At 41.0% G+C, this 22,229-nt stretch carries 12 protein-coding genes; all 12 read left to right on the top strand.

Annotated elements, in window-relative coordinates; all coding sequences use genetic code 11:
* Positions 1–1,190: 1,190 nt before the first annotated feature.
* The gene (locus tag KTR06_RS05510) at positions 1,191–4,256 is read left to right on the top strand and encodes a TonB-dependent receptor (RefSeq protein WP_120067784.1); all 3,066 of its coding nucleotides are present in this window, start codon (positions 1,191–1,193) and stop codon (positions 4,254–4,256) included.
* Positions 4,257–4,290: 34 nt separating this feature from the next.
* Positions 4,291–5,922, top strand: coding sequence for a RagB/SusD family nutrient uptake outer membrane protein (locus tag KTR06_RS05505; RefSeq protein ID WP_008023368.1), 1,632 nt, complete (start codon positions 4,291–4,293; stop codon positions 5,920–5,922).
* A gap of 31 nt (positions 5,923–5,953) precedes the next feature.
* Positions 5,954–7,516, top strand: coding sequence for a glycoside hydrolase (locus KTR06_RS05500; protein WP_008023369.1), 1,563 nt, complete (start codon positions 5,954–5,956; stop codon positions 7,514–7,516).
* A 23-nt stretch (positions 7,517–7,539) separates the two neighbouring features.
* The gene (locus KTR06_RS05495; RefSeq protein WP_008023371.1) at positions 7,540–8,724 is read left to right on the top strand and encodes a hypothetical protein; all 1,185 of its coding nucleotides are present in this window, start codon (positions 7,540–7,542) and stop codon (positions 8,722–8,724) included.
* A 192-nt stretch (positions 8,725–8,916) separates the two neighbouring features.
* Positions 8,917–10,104: a glycosidase gene (locus KTR06_RS05490; protein WP_008775256.1), complete on the top strand. Its 1,188-nt coding sequence runs from the start codon at positions 8,917–8,919 to the stop codon at positions 10,102–10,104.
* 234 nt (positions 10,105–10,338) lie between these two features.
* Positions 10,339–11,697, top strand: coding sequence for an ATP-binding protein (locus tag KTR06_RS05485; RefSeq protein WP_008023375.1), 1,359 nt, complete (start codon positions 10,339–10,341; stop codon positions 11,695–11,697).
* 192 nt (positions 11,698–11,889) lie between these two features.
* Positions 11,890–13,779: a sodium:solute symporter family protein gene (locus KTR06_RS05480; protein ID WP_061448480.1), complete on the top strand. Its 1,890-nt coding sequence runs from the start codon at positions 11,890–11,892 to the stop codon at positions 13,777–13,779.
* 33 nt (positions 13,780–13,812) lie between these two features.
* Positions 13,813–16,287 carry a PQQ-binding-like beta-propeller repeat protein gene (locus KTR06_RS05475; RefSeq protein WP_008023378.1) on the top strand — a complete coding sequence of 825 codons (2,475 nt, stop codon included), beginning with the start codon at positions 13,813–13,815 and terminating at the stop codon, positions 16,285–16,287.
* Between the two features lie 141 nt (positions 16,288–16,428).
* Complete coding sequence (locus tag KTR06_RS05470) at positions 16,429–17,565, top strand: GNAT family N-acetyltransferase (protein WP_004311086.1); 1,137 nt, start codon at positions 16,429–16,431, stop codon at positions 17,563–17,565.
* Positions 17,566–17,575: 10 nt separating this feature from the next.
* Positions 17,576–19,453 carry a DNA topoisomerase IV subunit B gene (locus KTR06_RS05465; protein ID WP_004317072.1) on the top strand — a complete coding sequence of 626 codons (1,878 nt, stop codon included), beginning with the start codon at positions 17,576–17,578 and terminating at the stop codon, positions 19,451–19,453.
* Positions 19,450–19,905: a pantetheine-phosphate adenylyltransferase gene (coaD, locus tag KTR06_RS05460; protein WP_004311084.1), complete on the top strand. Its 456-nt coding sequence runs from the start codon at positions 19,450–19,452 to the stop codon at positions 19,903–19,905. Before KTR06_RS05465 ends, coaD begins: the two co-directional genes overlap by 4 nt.
* Before the next feature lie 83 nt (positions 19,906–19,988).
* The gene (locus tag KTR06_RS05455) at positions 19,989–21,572 is read left to right on the top strand and encodes a S41 family peptidase (RefSeq protein ID WP_055234461.1); all 1,584 of its coding nucleotides are present in this window, start codon (positions 19,989–19,991) and stop codon (positions 21,570–21,572) included.
* The last annotated feature ends 657 nt before the right edge of the window (positions 21,573–22,229 follow it).

Raw genomic sequence — 22,229 nt, 5'->3', positions numbered from 1 at the left:
AATAATCTTTCAATATACTGAAAGATTATTGCTGAAATATAGTCATTATATAAAAAGTCTACTCACTGAAAAAATGACTCTTCTTAAAAAAAGAATATCTAAACAGTCTGGAAAGGCATTAATTACATCCACCGTTTGAAAAGAATAGAAAAGCGCCGGCATTTACAAGTACAAAAATCTTTTTTATTATTATTTAAATGATTCCCCAATCAAATCGCAACATTTTTCCTTCTTTATCTACCATTTAAAAGGTATAAATTCAAATATTACACATTCCTATCACTGTCTTGTTTTCAATATTTATAATAAACCAGAGGGAAAACAAGCACCTAATAGCCCCTTCACATCTTCCTCACCGAGAAACAATAGCTTCTCCGGTGAGAAACAAATCGATGCACACCGAGGAACACCTCATTGGTTTTAAAGTAATAAGTGCTTTACAAACAGGAAAAAATGCATATTCCGTATAGCTTTATACAATATCAGCTTATATTTTCGTATATACATACAGTTATTTATGCAATATCTTCTATAGTTCATCAATTTTAGCATAATCACTTTTCAACAAAATCTTAAAAATAGCACATTAATAGAGAAAAGATATGCAACTTTCAACTATGGTATCAGCCAAATTCCGGAATTATTAAAACGAGAAAAAGGCACAACCATTTGCTGCCTGCAAACAGCAAATGATTATATACCCAATTTTGAAGATGAAATCGCAGATCCAATGGAACCAAATAGTAAATCAAAGCCATTCATTCTTTATTTCATTTATCTTCTGCCGGAAATTTTTATATATCCCAGAGGGCATTATATAAATCAGGCTTTAATATTCATACCAATAAATTCGTCAATTAATGGTATTTCAGTATCACATTAAAGAAATTATATTGTCTTTTTTACTCATATTTATGCTTTTTGTTAATATTGTATTAGTATTTGATAAAATTATATTTGTCCCTCGTACTAAACCACCCTACCTTTGCTCCCAGATTCAAACAATATAAAATTATATATGCAATGAAAAACAAATTATTTTATCTTATTGGAGTAGCACATCTATTAAGTTACATCAGTAAATAGACTTCCAGTGTAAGCAATGTTGATGGAAAATATTCCCTATTGCCACTCACAATTAACAAAACGAATTATATGTCTAAGAGTTTATAAATCTAATGCAATAAATCATGAGTAAAAAAATTCATTTCTTACTTTTCTTCTTTCTCTGCCTAGCCAGTATTCCATTGGTAGCCCAGAATATTGAAGTTAAAGGAGTCGTAACAGAAGCTACGACTAACGAGCCCTTACCAGGAGTCACAGTAAAAGTTAAAGGAAAAGACACTGGTACAGTTACAAATATGGACGGTAAATATACCGTTAAAGCCAATAAAGGCGACATACTGGTATTCTCTACAATAGGTATGAAAAGTATAGAGCATACAATATCATCTAACGCTCCGATTAATGTCAGTATGGAAGAAGACAATGTGGCTCTCGAACAAGTAGTTGTCATCGGATATGGTACAGCAAAAAAAAGTCACCTTTCCGGAGCTGTAAGTTCAGTAGGCGCAAAAGAACTGAATGGTGCCGTTGCCACAAATGCAGGTACAGCACTCCAAGGTAAAATTGCAGGTGTATCCGTAACAAGTACTAGCGGTGACCCGAATGAAGGAATGACCATTAACGTACGTGGTATCAGTTCTCTCTCTAGCAATGATCCACTTTACGTCATTGACGGTTCTTTCGGAGACCTTAGCATGGTAGATCCATCAGATATTGCTTCCATTGAAGTGTTGAAGGATGCGGCTGCCGCCGCTATTTATGGTTCTCGTGCAGCCGGTGGCGTTGTATTAGTAACTACTAAAAGCGGTCGTAAAGACATGCCTACAAAGCTTGAGGTAAACTTTTTCACAGGTTTCAGCCAGACACCGAAAAAACTGAAAGTATTTAATGGTGAAGAATACAGCCGCTTCGCACGTTATTATAAACTGTCTGCTGATGGTTACGGTAACGAGGTCGGTGCTGTTCCCTTTGTAGGTGAAGGTACTGATTGGCAAGAGGTAATGCTTCGCACCGCAATGACATACAAAGCAAACGCAAACATCAGCGGAGGTTCCAAGACAGGTTCATATAGTGCGTCCGCAAGCTATTTAAATAAGGAAGGAATTCTCCGTAACACTAGCCACGAATCTTACAATATTCGTTTGAAAAGTGACTATTCTTTTCTGGATAATAGGTTGGTTATCGGTGAGTCGCTGATTGTTCGCTTATCTAAAGGAGAAGGAAATATCAATCAAGATACAATGGGAGAAATCTTACGTTTTCCCTCAGTCGTACCGGTATTTGATCCGACAAACTCTACAGGATGGGGAACTTCGGCCGATATCAATCTTCCGAACCCGTATGCATATTACTCAACGGTGAACAAAAACAATGAGAAAACTCAAATTTTCCTCAACGCTTATTTACAAGCTGAAATAATTAAAGGTTTAAAGTATAAGTTGAATCTCGGACTTAGAAAGGATCATAACAGGAGCCGCACATATACAGGCATTTACGATTTGGGATCTGCTGGTAAAAACGATGCTCCAGACCTAAGTGAGGGATCATCCGATTACGAATCGTGGGTTTTGGAGAATACGTTGAACTATGACAGGGCATTTGGTAAGCACAATATTTCTGCATTGGTTGGTTATTCTGCACAAAAAGACAAGAGCTATGGATTGAACGGTAGCAACACGGATATTCCAGAATTCATCTACACTATGACAGGTAACGTTAAGACAATGACAGCCTCTAGTTCATTGAAAGAATTAACTCTCGTATCGCTCTTCGGACGTGTGATGTATACTTATGACGACCGCTACCTGTTTTCAGCGTCTATCCGTCGTGACGGTTCTTCACGCTTCCAAAAAAGACATCGATTCGGCAGCTTCCCTTCAGCATCCATCGGGTGGAATATCAATCGTGAAAAATTCTTCAAACCGCTGGAAAATATATTTGACCAATTCAAATTCCGTTTCAGCTATGGTAAACTAGGCAATCAGCAAATGGACAACTACTATCCCACTATTAGCATAGTATCCGATGGCATGAATTACCTTCAAGGAAATAATATATGGTTCGGTCAGTTACCCAACGTTACCGCAGTCTCACCTACCAACCTGACTTGGGAAAGTACGGAAACTTTTAACGTGGGACTTGATTTAAGCATGCTGAACGGTAAATTGACATTGACCGCCGATGCTTATGTAAAAAACACAAATGACGTATTACTACCCGTTCCTGTTTCAGGTTCAGCTGGTATCAGCGGACTTCCTATCCTAAACGCTGGACAAGTACGCAATAAAGGATTTGAACTATCTGTAAACTGGCGCAGCAATATCGGCGATAATTTCAACTATTATATAGGTGCAAACGTCACTACAGAGAAAAATAAAGTAACGAAGATTACGGCTGGAGGCGACGATATGGGTATTTCAGGTTATTCCGCTCACGCCGCTGCCAAAAATGGTATCAACAGATTTGAAAAAGGGCATCCTATGTCTTACTTCTATCTAGTTGAAAGTGATGGAATTTTCCGCACTCAAGAAGAAATTGACAATTACAAGAATAAGGATGGCAGACAAATACAACCGGGTGCACAACCGGGAGACGTTCGTTACAAAGACTGGAATGGTGATGGTATGATTGATGAAAATGACCAACATGATGTAGGTAATCCGTTCCCGGATTTCTCATTCGGTCTGCGCATGGGAGGCGAATGGAAAGGATTTGACTTCAATCTTTTCTTTGATGGTATGACTGGTAACAAAATATATAATTATCAACGTTATTGCCTCGAATCTGGTAAGTTCAATGGCAACTACAGCACGAAGTTGGCTAACTCATGGAGACCGGACAATCAGAACACAGACATTCCTCGTTTCTCTAAAACAGATGGGATAGACAATGGCTTAGCCTTTACCGACAGATGGCTGGAAGATGGTTCTTACTTCCGACTGAAAACACTAGATATCGGTTATTCCCTTCCTAAGGGCCTGCTAAAGAAGGTAAAACTGGAAAATGTAAGAATCTATACATCAATGGAAAACCTGTTCACATTAAGTAAATATTCCGGCTATTCCCCTGACCTCGGTGAAAGTGGCAGCATAGATATCGGAGTGGGTTACAACGTATTCTCAAGAGGAGTAGACCAAGGACGCTATCCACTCCCGCGTACTATCTCATTTGGTATTCAGGTTAGTTTATGATACAATGATAAAATCCACTAATTGAATTAATAACATGAAAAAGAATTGGTTATCATATATATGCATGGCAACTCTCTTATCCGGAGCACTGACTTCATGCAACGAAAATAAATTTCTGGATCTGAAAGATCCTAATCATTTCACGGAAGAAAACTTCTGGAGAAATAAAGCGGATGCAGAAAGCGGTCTTGCCGCTGCTTATTCCCCCATAAAATATCAAATGTATGGTTATTACGGAGCATTTGACGGATGGTTAAATTTAAATAGTCGTGGTGATGATATTTTTACGGTTCTGAATGAAGAACCTTCTATGTGGACCATCGCAACATTTCAAAACTCAACTACTACCGGATATGATCCGTATGGAGCGCTTTATGCTGGTATCCAACGTGCCAATCTTGTAATAAAAAACATCGATAAAATTCCAGCGGCAGGAATTAGTGAGGAAGACCGATCCATGATTAAAGGAGAGGCACTCTTTTTAAGAGGATTCCAATATTTCCTATTAGTTCATAATTATAAAGAAGTTCCTCTACGTTTAATTCCGTCTAACGAAGACGAAAGCAATAAACCCGCGGCTAAAGAAGAACAAATTTGGAAGCAAGCAGAGGATGATTTAAAAAATGCTATAAATAGCAATATTCCCGTCACTCGTTCCGGTGACGAGAAAGGACGTATTGAGAAAGGAGCAGCCATCGCTATGCTTGGAAAAGTATATTTATACCAGCACAAGTATCCAGAAGCAAAAGCTCAACTGGAACTATTGACGAAAGCCCCTTATTATCCAGGACGTTACGACTTAATTGAAAACTTTGCCGAGAATTTTACTACAGCGAATGAGAACAATAAGGAATCTGTTTTCGAATTGCAATATAGTAGTGATGGTGAATTGACATGGGGTAACGAAAGCGGTATCAACCTAGGTAACTCACTTCCAACATTTGTAGGTCCGGTTGCCGCCGGTGGTTGGGCTAAGCTGATGCCTTCCAGCTTTGCCGTCGGCCAGTTTGTGCAAGAAGAACGTCCTGCCGGTTCGGATACGAAGTATGACAAACGCATGTATGCAAGCTTATTTTTCAATCCCGAAGCTATGGGAGATGTAGTGAAGAACGAGAAATGGTATGGAGGAAGCCGTTCTATGGAGCAACTTTGGGATGGCAATAGCGGTAAAATGAGTGGTGGTGCTCCATCTTACAGTCAAGGTGACGGTAAGTTTTTGCTAAAAAAATACACTGCATATTTTGTAAATGCTTCTGATGCTGATATTATGGGTCATAAGGAAGGGAAAGCAAACAATTTACGAGCTATGCGATTCTCAGAAGTGCTGTTAATGTACGCCGAAGCTTGTGCCAAAACAAACGATGTAAACGGGGCAAACACCGCATTGAAGCTCGTTCGCAAAAGAGCAGGATTAGCTGATAAGACATTTGCCCAATCGGACTTGATGTTAGAAATAGAGCACCAATGCTTGCTCGAGTTTTTTGGTGAAGGACATCGTTTTGACGACCTAAAACGCTGGTATACCACTGAAGAGATTAAAAATATTTTCACTGAAAATGAAAAACAGGGAGCAGAATACTTTCAAGAAAAACATAAATATTACCCTATTCCTTCTGGAGAGTTGAACAACAATGATGCCATGGTACAAACTGAACTATGGAGATAATATTTTTACAACCAATTTATACTTAGAATATATGAAGAAGATATACTCATTATTATTTGTAGCATTATTCCTATTCTTAGGATATTCATGTGACGATGGAAGTTTAGACCATAGTGATGTTTTTATCCCGGAACCAGTTGAAGAAAATTTTGACGATGACGGGATTGCACCGGAACCTACAACTACCGCTGTTGTAAGAATGAAAATCGGAGAAGAAAACAAACATCAAGTAATTGATGGCTTCGGCTGTGCCTTCTGCGGATGGTCACATCGTATTTGGAATACGATGCAGCGTGACGCAGTGATAGAAGACCTGTTTAGTGAAAACGGTTTGGATTTAAATATTTTCCGAGGCGAGATATTCCCGTCTTACGGTAATCCAACTACAGGAGATATTGAATTCAAGATGGATCGTAATTTTATGCTGCAGCCCGATGATCCTTCTATGATTAATAACTACTGGCGAAACTACAATGGTGAAGAGTGCGGAGAACAATGTCAACTTGGCCAAATGTGGTTAGTTGACCTTATAAGTAGAAAATATAAAGATGTCAATTTCTTCTTTTCAGTTTGGTGTCCTCCTATCAAATGGAAAAGCAATAACAAACTTAATGGTGGAAGCCTCAAGTCGGAATATTACGATGAATATGCCCAATATCTATTGGATTTCGTCGATGCATATGAACAAAAATTCGGCATTGACATATATGCATTATCAGGATGGAATGAACCGGACAAACTTGCTAGTTTAGGTGGTTGGGCAACCTGTGCATGGTCTGAAGAAGAAATGGCTAAATTTGTCCTCGAAAAACTTCGTCCAGCGATGGAGAAAAGAGGCCACAGTGATATGAAACTTGTTTATGCAGAAAATGCCCAGTGGAAATGGGCGGTCGATTTTATCAATAATAGTTTAAAAAAATATCCGGAACTGGTAGATCCAAATTTCATTGTAGCCGGTCATGGATATTCTACAAGAGATGAAAATGTCATTCCTTTTGAAGAGGCAGAAAAGCGCAATGTCCACATGTGGCAAACAGAGCTTAGTGATGATAAAGGTCGCCAAGAGACATGGCCGGATGCAATGAAATGGGCTAAAACTTTTCATGCTTATATGGCAAATGCCAATATGAGTGCCTTTGTATGGTGGTCAGGTGCACGTCCTTGCAGCACTACGGGCGAAAACCTAATTCAATTAGAAGAGGCATTACCTAGTACATACTATTACAGAGTTCCACGCTACTATACTTTTGGACAGTTCAGCAAATTTATTGAGCAAAATGCCGTACGTGTAGACGTAGAAGCTATTTCTTCAGAAACAGATAAACTCCCCGAAGACTTGTTGGTTTCTGCTTATGTGAAAGATGACACCTACACTATTGTACTAATCAATTTATCTCAAAAAGAATCATTCTCTACATTGATTGAGATTGAAGGAGTGGAATTCCAAAATATGAGAACATATACTTCCAGTGAATATGTGAAGTGGAAACACAAAAAGATCAATCCGTCTCAAAGCGGTTTACGTTCTATTACCGTTCCCAAATATAGTGTTGTAACTGTGACTGGTAAAATGAAAAACCATGAAGTTGAATAACGAATTATAAATTAGAGAATATCATGAAAAGAAATATAATACACTTAACAGGAATCGCACTTTGTGCAATCGGATTATTTTCCGGTTGTAATGAAGACTTACCTAGTTACACAAGTCTGACTGTGGATGCAGAGACATTGACAATTAATTTAGATGAGACAACCGAAGGGAGTTTTAATATTACTGGGGGCAATAGCGGATACAAAGTGTCTAGTTCAAATGCTGCAGTAGCGACAGCAGTTATTTCGGGCAATGAAGTGATTGTAACAGGTTTGAAATATGGCACTGCAACGTTAACCGTTATCGACTGGACTAAGAATTCGGCAAATGTGAAAGTAGTGGTAGCTCAAGAACAGGAGCTAGCAGTAAAAACAAGTTCCACGACTATGTTCTTTGAAGAACACAAAACGCTCGAAATATATACTGGAAATGGAGGATATAGCATAACATCTTCCAATGAGTCAGTAGCAACAGCAAAAATCAGTGAAGATGGAAAAATAGAAATCACTTCTTCTATCGTTCCGGGGACTGCGATACTAACCGTGAAAGACAGTCACAACAAAACAGCCGAGATTGCTGTGAAAGTAATAAAGAGGCTGGTAGTAGATAATAGTGAAGATATTACTTATCTAATAACAAGCGAACCCGTTACGATTAAAATTTTGGATGGAAATGGTGATTATACCTGCAGTCTCCCAAAATACTCCGAATCTTATATCAAATGTACGGTAGCAGAAAATGGAACAGAAGTTATTATTGAAGGATTGAAAAGAAACTATTTCAATAAAGCAATCACCATCAAGGACAAAGAAGGACAATCCATTGACATTCATATCAAGACTATTGATGAACCTTATTGGGAAAATCCAAGTTATCGTTACTTAATAGCTGGTTCTTATGCTTATCAGTATCCTTCTACAGCAAAAGTTGGTGAAGCTATTTATTCTGAAGAACTTAATATTTCGCTATTAACAATAAAGAGTACAGGAAGTTATGCTTCCGGATTTGCAGTCCAATTTACCGGTAATCTTGAAGAAGGAGTAAAGACCAATGCTGTACTTTATAAAGTTGCTAAAAATGCAGTAGATAAAAATGTTGCCTATTCAATAGAAGACTGTAAAATAGATAAAGTAGAAGATGGCTGGTATTGGGTTAGCTTCTTGGAACCCGGTTACACCGTTCGTTCTTACTTTATCACTAAGCAATAATTTATAAACTTGACATATCCGTTTAAAAGTACCCCCATACTTTTAGAATGATAAAACATAAAAAGAAACTGTTCGTACAACACAGCATGCATTTCATGTCTATCTGCATTGTGAACAGTTTCTTTTTATCTTGTCAAGAAGATGCAAGGGAAATGGACTGCAAATCTTTATCTCTTAATATGTTGAATTGATATGAATAGATACAATAATAGACTTCATATTCTAAAAAAAGAACATGAGTCACTTATCTCACGTAAAAATAAGATGATATTTTCCGAAAATGGAATATTCGAGCGCTATAAATATCCTATCCTGACAGCTGCTCATACTCCCTTGGAATGGCGTTATGATTTGAATCCGGAAACAAATCCATACCTAATGGAACGAATCGGAGTAAATGCCACCATGAATTCGGGAGCTATCAAATGGAATGGAAAGTATCTAATAATAGTACGTGTAGAAGGAAACGACCGAAAATCATTCTTCGCCATTGCCGAAAGTCCGAATGGCATAGACAACTTCCGTTTTTGGGAATACCCGATACATTTGCCGGACACAGACCCAAGTGAAACAAACGTCTACGACATACGTCTGACAGCCCATGAAGATGGTTGGATATATGGCATTTTCTGTTCCGAAAGTCTTGACCCGAACGCTGCACCAGGCGACCTATCTTCCGCCATAGCCAAAGCAGGCATCGTGCGTACTAAAGACTTAAAAAGCTGGGAACGGCTGCCAAACCTGATTTCCAAAAGTCAGCAACGCAATGTTGTATTGCATCCGGAATTTGTTAACGGCAAATACGCCCTGTACACCCGTCCACAGGATAACTTTATCGACGCCGGCAACGGAGGAGGTATTGGCTGGGCGCTTATAGATGACATTACCCATGCAGAAGTGAAAGAAGAAATCATTATAAACCACCGTCATTACCATACAATAAAAGAGGTAAAGAATGGCGAAGGTCCCCATCCTATCAAAACCCCCAAAGGATGGTTGCACCTCGCCCATGGAGTTCGTGCATGTGCTGCCGGTCTGCGTTATGTACTCTATCTGTATATGACATCTTTGGAAGATCCGACAAAAGTCATTGCCGAACCGGGTGGTTTCTTATTGGCCCCTATGGGAGAAGAGAGAATTGGAGATGTCTCCAATGTGCTCTTCTCAAATGGGTGGATTGCAGACGAGGACGGAACAGTGTATATCTATTACGCATCTTCCGATACCCGCATGCACGTAGCAACTTCCACCGTAGACAGGCTGATAGATTATTGTCTTCACACCCCGGCAGACGGTTTACGCTCTGCTGCTTCTGTAGAAAACATTTGCAAGCTCATAGAAGCTAACAAATATGTAATGGCAGAACAGGTTTATTTTTAAGGTAATGTGAGCTCAATACTTGAGCAGTATTAGTTGCCCTCCATTGACCAATTCCACGTCAATGGAGGGCTTTTCTATAAAGCAGGACAATAGCTGATACAAAAGTGCGTATTGCAGGTAAAATAGCACTTATCAAAAGTGCGCATTGCAGGGTATAAATAGGAAATTAAATTTGCGTATTGCAGAGGATATCATTAAATTTGCGTATTAATAAGATGATAAATAGAGAATTACATGATATTTAAACGCAAAATGTATAACAAGCTGCTTGCTTGGAAACAACAGGCGGCAGGAACCAAGGCACTTCTGATAGAAGGCGCCCGGCGAATAGGTAAATCCACTCTTGTGGAAGAGTTCGCAAAAAATGAATACCGAAGCTATCTTTTGATGGATTTCAACAAGGTAAGTGACTCGGTTACTTCAGCCTTTAACAATTATATGAATGATCTCGATACCTTTTTCCTGATTCTTTCTTCGGAATATGGTGTAAAACTTTACCCAAAGGAATCCATCATCATATTTGATGAGATACAACAGTTTCCGAAAGCCCGGCAAGCAATAAAGTATCTGGTTGCGGATGGGCGGTTCGACTATATTGAGACAGGCTCGCTCATTTCCATAAAAGAAAATGTACAAGATATAACCATTCCCTCAGAAGAGAGAACACAGCTTATGTACCCCATGGACTTCGAAGAGTTTGCTTGGGCAATGAATGAAGAGCCATTGATAACATATATCCGCCAATGCTTTGACAAAAAGGAACCTTTGGAGCAAGGACTTCACGCCAAAGCTATGTTATTGTTCCGTCAATACATGATTGTGGGCGGTATGCCGAAAAGCCTGTCAGCGTATTTGGAGAACAACCGGAGCTTCGAAATGGCCGATGTGGAAAAAAGGGATATACTGACACTGTATCGGAATGACATAATGAAGATAAGGTCAGGTTACAGGTCGAACGTATTGAGCATCTTTGACCAAATTCCCGCTTTTCTTTCACGTTCGGAAAGACGGGTAGTAATGAATCGTATTGAAAAGGGAGCAAGCTTCCCAAAGTATCATGATACTTTCTTTTGGCTCTCTGATTCAATGATTGCCAATGAATGCTTTAATTGTTCAGATCCTAATGTGGGCCTCTCGCTGAATGAAGACAGAACCTATGTGAAATGCTATATGGGTGATACCGGACTACTTATCAGCCATACATTCGATGAGAATGAAATCTCTGACGGAGAACTTTACCGGGAAATCCTGTTGGGAAAACTGTCGGTGAACGAGGGTATGTTCTACGAGAACGTAATCGCACAGATGCTTGTGGCTGCCGGACACAAGCTTTACTTTTACACCCGATACAATGAAGAAAAGCATCGCAACGACATGGAAATTGATTTTATCCTGTCGAACCAAAGCAAACTAAAATATAAGATTTTTCCGATAGAGGTAAAATCGAATGACAAGTATACTATTCGTTCACTCATCAAATTCAAAGAGAGTTTTCATCAGCGCATAGGAGAATGCTATGTGATTCATCCGAAGAACCTGTACGTAAAGGAAGGAGTAGTGTATCTGCCTGCCTATATGACCTTCTGCTTGTAAAGAGAGAGTATTCCTGCAGGAATTTTCTCTCTTTTTCCTTAAATCCGCAACAGTTATCATGAAGGACGCTTTCATGATAACTGTTGCGGATTTAAGGAAAAAGTATCAGAATGAGTTAAAATAATATTTGTTTCCCTACTACTTTCGCCCTACTTTTGCATCAAATAAAATAAACCTAATCGAAATAACGATATGAAACTACACGAAATCGATATTCTCATCATTTGTGCCTATCTCATCGCCATGATTGTCATCGGACTTATCCTGAAGAAACGGGCTGCCCAAAATATGGATTCTTATTTCCTGGGAGGGAAATCATTGCCATTTTATATGCTCGGACTCTCCAATGCTTCCGGAATGTTTGACATCACAGGAACGATGCTGATGGTATATTGGGCATTTGCCTACGGATTCAAGAGCCTTTGGATTCCCTGGTTGTGGCCAGTGTTCAACCAAATCTTTCTAATGGTTTATCTGTCCGTGTGGTTACGTCGTTCCAATGTACTCACTGGAGCAGAATGGATTAAGACACGTTTCGGTAAAGGCAAAGGATCGACTCTTTCACATACGATTGTTATCATCTTTGCATTACTTAGCGTACTCGGTTTTTTAAGTTATGGATTCATAGGTATTGGTAAATTTATGGAGATATTCATCCCCTGGGAAGTAGTATCTCCATTCATTCCTTTCAATGTGCCTGCAGAATATGTTCCTCATGTATATGGTATTTTCTTTACCACAATCGCCACTTTCTATGTAATGCTCGGAGGAATGTTGAGTATTGTATGGACAGACGTTGTGCAGTTCCTGATTATGACAGTAGCAGGTATCGTAATTGTTGTTATCGGAATGCAAATGGTAGCACCGGACATGATTCATTCTTTCGTACCGGCCGGCTGGGACTCTCCTTTCTTCGGATGGACGCTGGATATCGACTGGAGCAGTCGGATGAGCCTCTTGACGGAACGGATGGCGAATGAACCATATAGCCTGATTAGCATCTTCGTCATGATGGCCTTGCTCAAAGGAATATTTATGAGTATGGCAGGACCGGCGCCCAACTATGATATGCAGAAAATTCTATCTTGCAAATCCCCCAAAGAAGCGGCTATGATGAGCGGTTCCGTATCAGTCGTACTATTAATCCCCCGCTACCTGATGATTATGGGATTTGCTCTGCTGGCTATCTACTTCTTTAAAGAAGATGGCGGTCTGACACAAATGGAAGTGACACGAACGGATTTTGAAACTATCCTCCCCCATCTAATCACACGTTATGTGCCTGCAGGATTAGCCGGAATCCTACTAGCCGGACTACTGGCAGCTTTCATGTCGACTTTTGCGTCCACTGTTAATGCCGCACCGGCTTATATCGTGAATGATATTTATCTGAAATATATCAATCCGAAAGCGAGTGTGAAAACACAAATACGCAGTAGCTATATTATTTCTGTCGCAGTAGTAGTTATCAGCACTGTCATCGGATTCTTCCTGAAAGACATCAATGAAATATTCCAATGGATTGTAGGAGCACTCTTCGGAGGATACATCGCGGCCAACGTACTGAAATGGCATTGGTGGCGCTTCAATGGTGAAGGCTATTTCTGGGGAATGACCGCCGGAGTAATAGCAGCCATCGTCATGAAGTTCACTGTTCCCGACGCATGGGTACTCTATTTCTTCCCCGTACTGTTCGGAGTTTCCCTGATAGGATGCATCGCAGGAACCTATAGCGCACCTCCAACAGACGAAGAGACGCTCATCAACTTCTACACCCGTGTACGCCCATGGGGATGGTGGAAGCCGATTGAAGAAAAAGCATTGGCCCGTTACCCTCATATCCAGCCAAACCGCAACTTCAAAAGAGACGCATTCAACGTGGCAATCGGCATTGTGTGGCAATGCAGCCTTACCATTATCCCAATGTATCTCGTTGTCCGCCAACAATTGGGGCTCTGGAGCTCTATCGCATTGCTTCTGGTTACGACCTTGATACTAAGAAAGACTTGGTATAAGCCTCTGTGTAAAGAAGAAATCAGGTACAACGAAGAAATAAAACAACTAAAACAAGAGAAGGAATAATTAGCTTAACACACTAAAATTTGAGAACCGACCATGAAAAGACTATCTGTGATTCTGGTATCATTTTTACTATATCTGCCTCTATGCGCTCAATTTAAGGGAACAGTTTCTGTCGACACTAATCAATCGGGCATAGTTGATAAAGGCGATAAGCCGCTGGCGGGAGTTATGGTAACAGATGGATTGAACGTAGTAAAAACAGATAAGAAAGGTCGGTTCTCTTTGCCCGGATTCGAGAAAACAAGATTCATAAGTATTACAACTCCTGCGGGATTTGAAACACAACAATTCTACCTTTCTACCAAAGAGAACAGAAAAAGCTACGATTTTATCTTAACCGAAAGCGAGCGGACAAAACCCAGAAAACATTCTTTCGTGCAAATCACCGACACCGAAGTAACGGGTGGAATGGGGCGTTGGGTAACCGATCTCCAGCAATACATTGACAATGAGAAGCCTGCCTTCCTCATTCACACCGGAGATATCTGCTACGAACCGGGACTCACCATCCACAATCAAGTGGTAAATGCACAAACAATGGATTGTCCTGTTTATTATTGTATCGGTAATCATGACTTAGTGAAAGGCAACTATGGCGAAGAGCTTTACGAATCTCTCTATGGTCCGACATGGTATTCATTTGATATAGGTAACGTTCATTATGTAGTCACTCCAATCGACCACGGAGATAACCCGACCAACTATACCCAAAGAGATGTATACAACTGGCTAAAAAACGATCTTGCTCTCATAAAAAAAGACCAGGCACTTATCCTTTTCAATCACGACTTATTTACTCCAAATGACTCTTTCGTCTTTAAAGCAGATGACGATCATCTGCTTGATTTTCGTTCTTTCAATACCAAAGCCCAAATCTACGGACACATGCATTACAACTATGTCCGCAACCAAAATGGGATTTATACAATCTGTACCGGCACATTGGATAAAGGAGGCATTGACCATTCCCCTTCTTCTTTTAGAGAAATAAAAGTAGACGCAAACGACAATATCACCACCCAACTGCGATATGCTTTCATCGAGCCACAAATCGCAATAGTCTCTCCGATGAATAATCAGACGGCCGCAGCCTGCACCATCACTAAAGATCAGCTTCCTGTTTCCGTCAATACATATTATTCGCAGGCCAAAACGTCTCACGTTTCTTATATCCTAAGCGATTCGGAAAATAATCAAGAAATAGCTAAAGGCGATCTAGCCTCCCGTACAGAATGGAACTGGGGTGGAAACATTCAAATGCCGGCTAATGAAATGGGGAAAAAACTAAATCTCACAGTGACTTCATTCTTCAGCAACGGAAAGAAAGCGACTGCTACCAGCCAGTTTATCTACCAAAAGGACTTCAAATTATCCACTATTGCAGGTGAAGACTGGAATACATTACTTCAAAACGCAGCACACTCCGGCGGAGTCAACAACTCTCAAATCAAGCTCCCCCTGCAATTACAATGGACAGCTAATACAGGCAGTAACATTTTTATGTGTTCTCCCATTATCGCCGGACAGAAAGTATTTATCGCTACCACCGACGATAATGTATCACTGAACACATTTATCTGCGCATTTAATTTTAATTCAGGCAAACTGTTGTGGAAATTCCGTACTGCAAATTCTGTTAAGAACACAATAGCCTATGAAAATGGAATTGTAGTAGCTCAAGATGCCTCCTGCAACCTCTATGCCTTAGACAGTGAATCAGGGAAATTACTCTGGAAACAATCTATTAATTTGGACAGCTATCCCTATCTGACTGAAGGCTTGACAGTAGACAAAGGAGTGGTCTATGCCGGAATCGGCGCCGGACTATCTGCCTACAACCTAAAAACAGGACAAACGATATGGACTAACAAGGACTGGAAACAGCGGGAAGGTTCTACTACAACACTCACTATTGCCGGAGATGTATTAGTCAGCGGAACCCAATGGGGAGGTTTATACGGCAATGATATCCACACAGGAAAGCAACTCTGGAAACTATCTGACAACGGACTTGGCAACCGGGGAGCCTCTCCTGTCTATAAAAACGGGAAATTATGGATTATCTCTTCCAAGAGCTTCTTCACAATAGAGCCACAGACCGGAAAAGTATTGCAACAAAAAGAGTTATCAGCCAATCTGGATGTTACATCCACCCCACTCATCACCGAACAGGAAATCATTTTCGGTACTGCCGACCGGGGAGTTTTCGCATTGGACAAATCTACACTTTTCAATAAATGGAAAGCAGAAACGTCACCTTCACTTGTATATACTGCTCCTTATTCCACCACTCCGCAAGCCGGAGTTGAAACAAGTCCTGTTGCATCACAAGGAATTGTCTACATCGGAGCTTCCGACGGTTATCTATATGCCATCGACCAAACTACAGGAATTATAAAAGATAAACGACACATTGGAGCGCCTATATTTTCAACCGTAGCCGTATCCGGGAATAAGATGATTGTTTGTGGTTTTGCGGGTAATGTTTATTGCTTTTCATCGAAGTAAACTCCCTCTTCACTATCATAATGCATAAACTCAAATGGTACATAAGCACTAAAATTATATAGATACAGTTTTTGCCACCCCACACGTTGTAATTTAAAGATTATCACGTATCTTTGCCTGCTCAAATCATAAATACGAGATATGGCTATTACAATCAAGAAAGTCTCCACAAAGAGAGAACTTAAGAAATTTATCCGTTTCAATTACAGAATGTACAAGGGTAACCCTTACTCTGTGCCTGACCTCTATGACGACATGCTCAACACCTTCAACAAGAAGAAAAACGCAGCATTCGAATTCTGTGAAGCAGATTATTTCCTCGCATACCGGGACGATAAAATAGTAGGACGTGTAGCTGCAATCATCAACAATCAGGCGAACGAGAAGTGGGAATGTAAAAACGTTCGTTTCGGATGGATAGACTTCATCGACGATCCCGAAGTATCATCCGCACTCATCAAAACGGTGGAAGAATGGGGAAAAGAACGAGGCATGACTCACATTGCCGGTCCTCTCGGATTTACTGATTTCGATGCGGAAGGTATGTTAGTTGAAGGATTCGACCAACTTAGTACCATGGCTACTATCTACAACTACCCGTACTATCCTGTACACATGGAAAAGTTAGGCTTCGAGAAAGACGCCGACTGGGTGGAATACAAAATCTACATACCGGATGCCATTCCCGACAAGCATAAACGTATCTCCGAACTGATCCAACGAAAATATAACCTCAAGATAAAGAAATATACTTCCGGAAGAAAAATAGCCAAAGACTACGGACAGAAGATTTTCGAGTTGATGAATGAAGCATACAGTCCTCTTTATGGCTATTCTCCGTTGACACAGCGGCAAATCGACCAATACGTGAAAATGTATCTGCCGATCCTTGACTTACGGATGGTTACACTGATTACTGATGCCAATGACGAACTGGTCTGTGTAGGTATCTCCATGCCATCTCTCGCCGAGGCTTTACAGAAATCACACGGGCGTCTGTTGCCACTCGGATGGTTCTATCTGTTAAAGGCACTATTTATGAAACGCCGTGCCAAAATGCTTGATCTGCTACTCGTTGCAGTGAAACCGGAATATCAAAACAAAGGTGTTAACGCTTTGTTATTTTCCGATTTAATTCCAGTTTATCAAAAATTAGGTTTTATCTTTGCGGAAAGCAACCCCGAACTGGAACTGAACGGAAAAGTTCAGGCACAATGGGATTACTTTGAGACTCAACAACATAAGCGCCGCCGTGCGTTCATCAAAGAGATAAAATAAAAAAACAGCTATGGAAGAGAACGAATTGATACCTGTAGACAACAACAATGCAGTAGAGTACACTGACGACAACATCCGTCACCTAAGTGACATGGAACATGTACGCACACGCCCCGGTATGTATATCGGAAGGCTGGGCGACGGTGCACATGCCGAAGACGGAATCTATGTCCTCCTGAAAGAAGTAATTGACAACAGTATTGACGAGTTCAAAATGCAAGCCGGTAAGAAAATCGAGATTACCGTTGAAGAAAACCTCCGTGTCAGCGTACGCGACTACGGACGAGGCATCCCGCAGGGAAAACTCATCGAAGCCGTCAGCATGCTGAACACCGGTGGTAAGTACGACAGCAAGGCATTTAAGAAAAGTGTCGGACTAAACGGTGTCGGTGTGAAAGCCGTCAATGCCTTGAGCTCCCGTTTTGAGGTACGCAGTTACCGTGACGGTAAAGTACGTATCGCCACTTTCTCAAAAGGAAACCTGCTGACCGACGAGACGCAGAATACCGAAGAAGAAAACGGAACTTACATCTTCTTCGAACCGGATAATACATTATTCCTGAATTACTGTTTCAAGCCTGAATTTATTGAGACAATGCTACGTAATTACACGTACCTCAATACCGGGCTTGCCATTATCTATAACGGACACCGTATCCTGTCGCGCAACGGCCTGGTAGACCTTTTGAACGACAATATGACGGCAACCGGACTTTACCCGATCATCCACCTGAAAGGGGAAGACATCGAAATCGCCTTTACGCATACCGGACAATACGGAGAAGAATATTACTCCTTCGTCAACGGTCAGCATACCACCCAAGGAGGTACGCATCAGAGTGCTTTCAAGGAACACATCGCCCGCACTATCAAGGAGTTCTTCAACAAGAATATGGACTATACCGACATTCGTAACGGACTGGTTGCTGCCATTGCCGTCAATGTGGAAGAGCCTATCTTTGAGAGTCAGACGAAAACGAAGCTGGGTTCTACCAATATGGTTCCCGGCGGAGTGACAGTCAATAAATATGTAGGCGACTTTATCAAACAGGAAGTGGACAACTTCTTGCACAAAAATGCGGATGTAGCCGAAGCGATACAACAAAAGATCCAAGAATCCGAGAAAGAGCGTAAAGCCATTGCAGGTGTAACCAAACTTGCCCGTGAACGTGCAAAGAAGGCAAACCTGCACAACCGCAAATTGCGCGACTGCCGTATTCACCTCAACGACCCGAAAGGAAAAGGACTGGAAGAAGATTCCTGCATCTTTATCACCGAGGGGGACTCTGCAAGTGGTTCCATCACCAAAAGCCGTGATGTGAACACGCAAGCAGTGTTCAGTCTACGTGGTAAACCGCTGAATTCTTTCGGGTTAACTAAGAAAGTGGTCTACGAGAACGAAGAATTTAATCTGCTTCAGGCAGCCCTGAATATAGAAGATGGCTTGGACGGACTACGCTACAACAAAGTCATCGTAGCAACCGATGCCGATGTGGACGGTATGCATATCCGCCTGCTATTAATTACTTTCTTCCTGCAATTCTTCCCTGACCTTATAAAAAAAGGCCACGTATATATTCTGCAAACGCCTTTGTTCCGTGTACGCAATAAGAAAAAAACAATCTATTGTTATAGTGAAGAAGAGCGTGTCAATGCAATTAACGAACTAAGCCCGAATCCGGAGATCACGCGATTTAAAGGTTTAGGAGAGATTTCACCGGACGAGTTCAAGCATTTCATCGGTAAAGACATGCGTCTGGAGCAAGTTTCTTTACGAAAGACGGACGCAGTGAAAGAACTACTTGAATTCTACATGGGTAAAAATACCATGGAACGACAGAACTTTATTATAGATAATCTGGTTATAGAAGAAGATTTGGCATCATGAGAAAAGCAATATTCCCGGGTACTTTTGACCCCTTCACCATCGGACATTATTCGGTAGTGGAACGTGCACTCACCTTTATGGACGAAATCGTGATAGGAATCGGTATCAATGAGAACAAGAATACATACTTTCCCATTGAGAAAAGAGAAGAAATGATTCGGGAGCTTTACAAGGATGAGCCTCGTATAAAAGTGATGTCCTACGACTGTCTGACCATTGATTTTGCGCAGGAAGTAGGGGCCAGATTTATTGTCCGCGGTATCCGTACAGTGAAAGATTTCGAGTATGAAGAAACGATTGCGGACATCAACCGCAAACTGGCAGGCATTGAAACCATCCTGCTCTTCACAGAACCGGAACTGACTTGCGTCAGCTCGACGATTGTACGCGAATTATTGACTTATAATAAAGATATCAGCCAGTTTATTCCCAAAGGAATGAGGATAAGTTGAGAGTTGAGAATGGAGAATTGAGAAGGATGCAGGCGTATCTGTGCCCGGTTGTTAATACTCGGCTATTAATATAAAGTAAGATTATGAATAAGATTAAAATATACGTCCTTTTGGCTTGCCTGTGGGCAGTATCAGCCTTACAAGCCCAAAATTTCGGTTCTGAAGCCATGCGCAAGCTACAAATGGCAGAGTTCGCAATCTCCCATTTCTATGTAGACAAAGTAGATGAAGACAAGTTGGTGGAAGAAGCCATCATCAAGATGCTGGCACAACTCGACCCGCACTCTACCTACTCGGACGCAGAAGAAGTGAAGAAAATGAACGAACCTCTTCAAGGTAACTTCGAAGGTATTGGAGTTCAGTTTCAGATGATTGAAGATACCCTGTTAGTAGTGCAACCCGTCAGCAACGGACCCTCCGAAAAAGTTGGCATCCTTGCCGGTGACCGTATTGTTGCGGTCAATGACAGCGCCATTGCCGGAGTGAAAATGAGTACGGAAGATATTATGAAGCGTCTGCGTGGTCCGAAAGGCTCTAAAGTCAACCTGACTATCGTTCGTCGTGGCGTGCAGGATCCTTTATTGTTCACAGTGAAAAGAGATAAAATACCTATCCTTAGCCTCGATGCTTCTTACATGATTCAGCCTAAAACAGGTTATATTCGCATCAACCGCTTCGGAGCAACCACTGCCGAAGAATTCAAGAAAGCAATGACAAGCCTTCAGAAACAAGGTATGAAGGACCTGATTCTCGACCTGCAAGGAAACGGAGGAGGTTACCTGAATGCAGCCATCGACCTTGCCAACGAATTCCTGGGGCAAAAAGAATTGATTGTCTACACGGAAGGACGGACTGCCAAACGCAGTGATTTCTACGCCAAAGGAAACGGAGATTTCCGTAATGGACGCCTTATCATCCTGGTAGATGAATATACGGCTTCCGCCAGCGAAATTGTCAGCGGTGCAGTGCAGGATTGGGATAGAGGAATTATCGTAGGACGCCGTTCTTTCGGCAAAGGATTGGTGCAACGTCCTATCGACCTGCCGGACGGTTCCATGATTCGTTTGACTATTGCGCGCTATTATACTCCATCGGGACGTTCCATCCAGAAACCATACGACAGTACTGTCGATTACAACAAGGACCTGATAGAACGTTTCAACCACGGTGAACTGATGAATGCTGACAGTATTCACTTCCCGGATTCACTGAAAGCACAAACCAAGAAGCTAGGACGCACTGTTTATGGCGGAGGGGGTATCATGCCGGACTATTTCGTACCTATTGACACTACTCTTTATACGGATTATCACCGTAATCTGGTAGCTAAAGGAGCCGTGATTAAATTCACCATGCAGTTTATCGAAGGACACCGGAAAGAGTTGAAAAACAAATACAAGAAATTCGAATCGTTTGATGAAAAGTTCGTAGTCGATGATGATATGCTCGCCATTTTAAAGGAAATAGGAGAGAAAGAAGGAGTGAAATTCAATGAAGAACAATATCAGAAGTCGCTCCCTCTCATCAAAACACAGCTCAAAGCACTGATAGCCCGTGACCTTTGGGATATGAACGAATATTTCCGGGTAATGAATACCACCAATGAGAGTATACAAAAGGCGCTGGAGATACTGAATTCGGATGAGTATCAGAAGAAGCTGAAATAGGGTATTTAGTAAACAATCATAAGACACCATTTTTCAGTTCGGTGGACATATATACTCACCATAGTGAAAAAATATCTATCATAAGTATCATTCATTTTGATACTCTTCTCATTATCAAAGAAATAAGTATGATAGATAGCTTTTAAAAAAGGTATCTATCATACTTTTACCAGCAAAAACTGGTTATCTATCATCTACAAAATAGCCGAATAAAGGCCCTATATGCATAAGATAGCTTGTTTTTGTTGAATAGTTTAATTCTCCCCTGTCCTATATCTATCAGATAGAACAAGGCGTATAAATACCTCAAACAAGCAGAGATAGTTTGCTTTTCTCCCTGATATAGTTTATCTTTGTTACCGATATAGTTCATTCTTCATGGCCGTGGCGAATTCCTACCACGGCCGTGGAAAGATACTACCACAGCCATGAAGAGATCTCTCCACGGCCGTGGGAAACTAATGATAAAGGCACCGGAAGACAACTATCCCTATGCCTTAGTCCAAGAATAAAGGCAGGATAACTTATAAAAGCCGCTTGATAACAAACAAACAACAGCTATATAACACCCTCCCCCTAAGTCCGAAGATGATCGATTAGCTTTGCAACAACAGAAAACAATGTCCTTATAGGCTTGCAACGGTAAATTAAAGGTAC

Source organism: Bacteroides sp. MSK.20.12 (genome assembly GCF_019052435.1).
In the GTDB taxonomy this organism is placed as follows: Bacteria; Bacteroidota; Bacteroidia; order Bacteroidales; family Bacteroidaceae; genus Bacteroides; species Bacteroides xylanisolvens.
This window is presented reverse-complemented; position numbering and strand designations above follow the sequence as displayed.

Coding starts and splice junctions, on each gene's coding strand:
- KTR06_RS05470 (WP_004311086.1), top strand. CDS start 16,429: ATGGCTATTACAATCAAGAAAGTCTCCACAAAGAGAGAACTTAAGAAA.
- coaD (WP_004311084.1), top strand. CDS start 19,450: ATGAGAAAAGCAATATTCCCGGGTACTTTTGACCCCTTCACCATCGGA.
- KTR06_RS05465 (WP_004317072.1), top strand. CDS start 17,576: ATGGAAGAGAACGAATTGATACCTGTAGACAACAACAATGCAGTAGAG.
- KTR06_RS05490 (WP_008775256.1), top strand. CDS start 8,917: ATGAATAGATACAATAATAGACTTCATATTCTAAAAAAAGAACATGAG.
- KTR06_RS05495 (WP_008023371.1), top strand. CDS start 7,540: ATGAAAAGAAATATAATACACTTAACAGGAATCGCACTTTGTGCAATC.
- KTR06_RS05500 (WP_008023369.1), top strand. CDS start 5,954: ATGAAGAAGATATACTCATTATTATTTGTAGCATTATTCCTATTCTTA.
- KTR06_RS05455 (WP_055234461.1), top strand. CDS start 19,989: ATGAATAAGATTAAAATATACGTCCTTTTGGCTTGCCTGTGGGCAGTA.
- KTR06_RS05485 (WP_008023375.1), top strand. CDS start 10,339: ATGATATTTAAACGCAAAATGTATAACAAGCTGCTTGCTTGGAAACAA.
- KTR06_RS05475 (WP_008023378.1), top strand. CDS start 13,813: ATGAAAAGACTATCTGTGATTCTGGTATCATTTTTACTATATCTGCCT.
- KTR06_RS05505 (WP_008023368.1), top strand. CDS start 4,291: ATGAAAAAGAATTGGTTATCATATATATGCATGGCAACTCTCTTATCC.
- KTR06_RS05480 (WP_061448480.1), top strand. CDS start 11,890: ATGAAACTACACGAAATCGATATTCTCATCATTTGTGCCTATCTCATC.
- KTR06_RS05510 (WP_120067784.1), top strand. CDS start 1,191: ATGAGTAAAAAAATTCATTTCTTACTTTTCTTCTTTCTCTGCCTAGCC.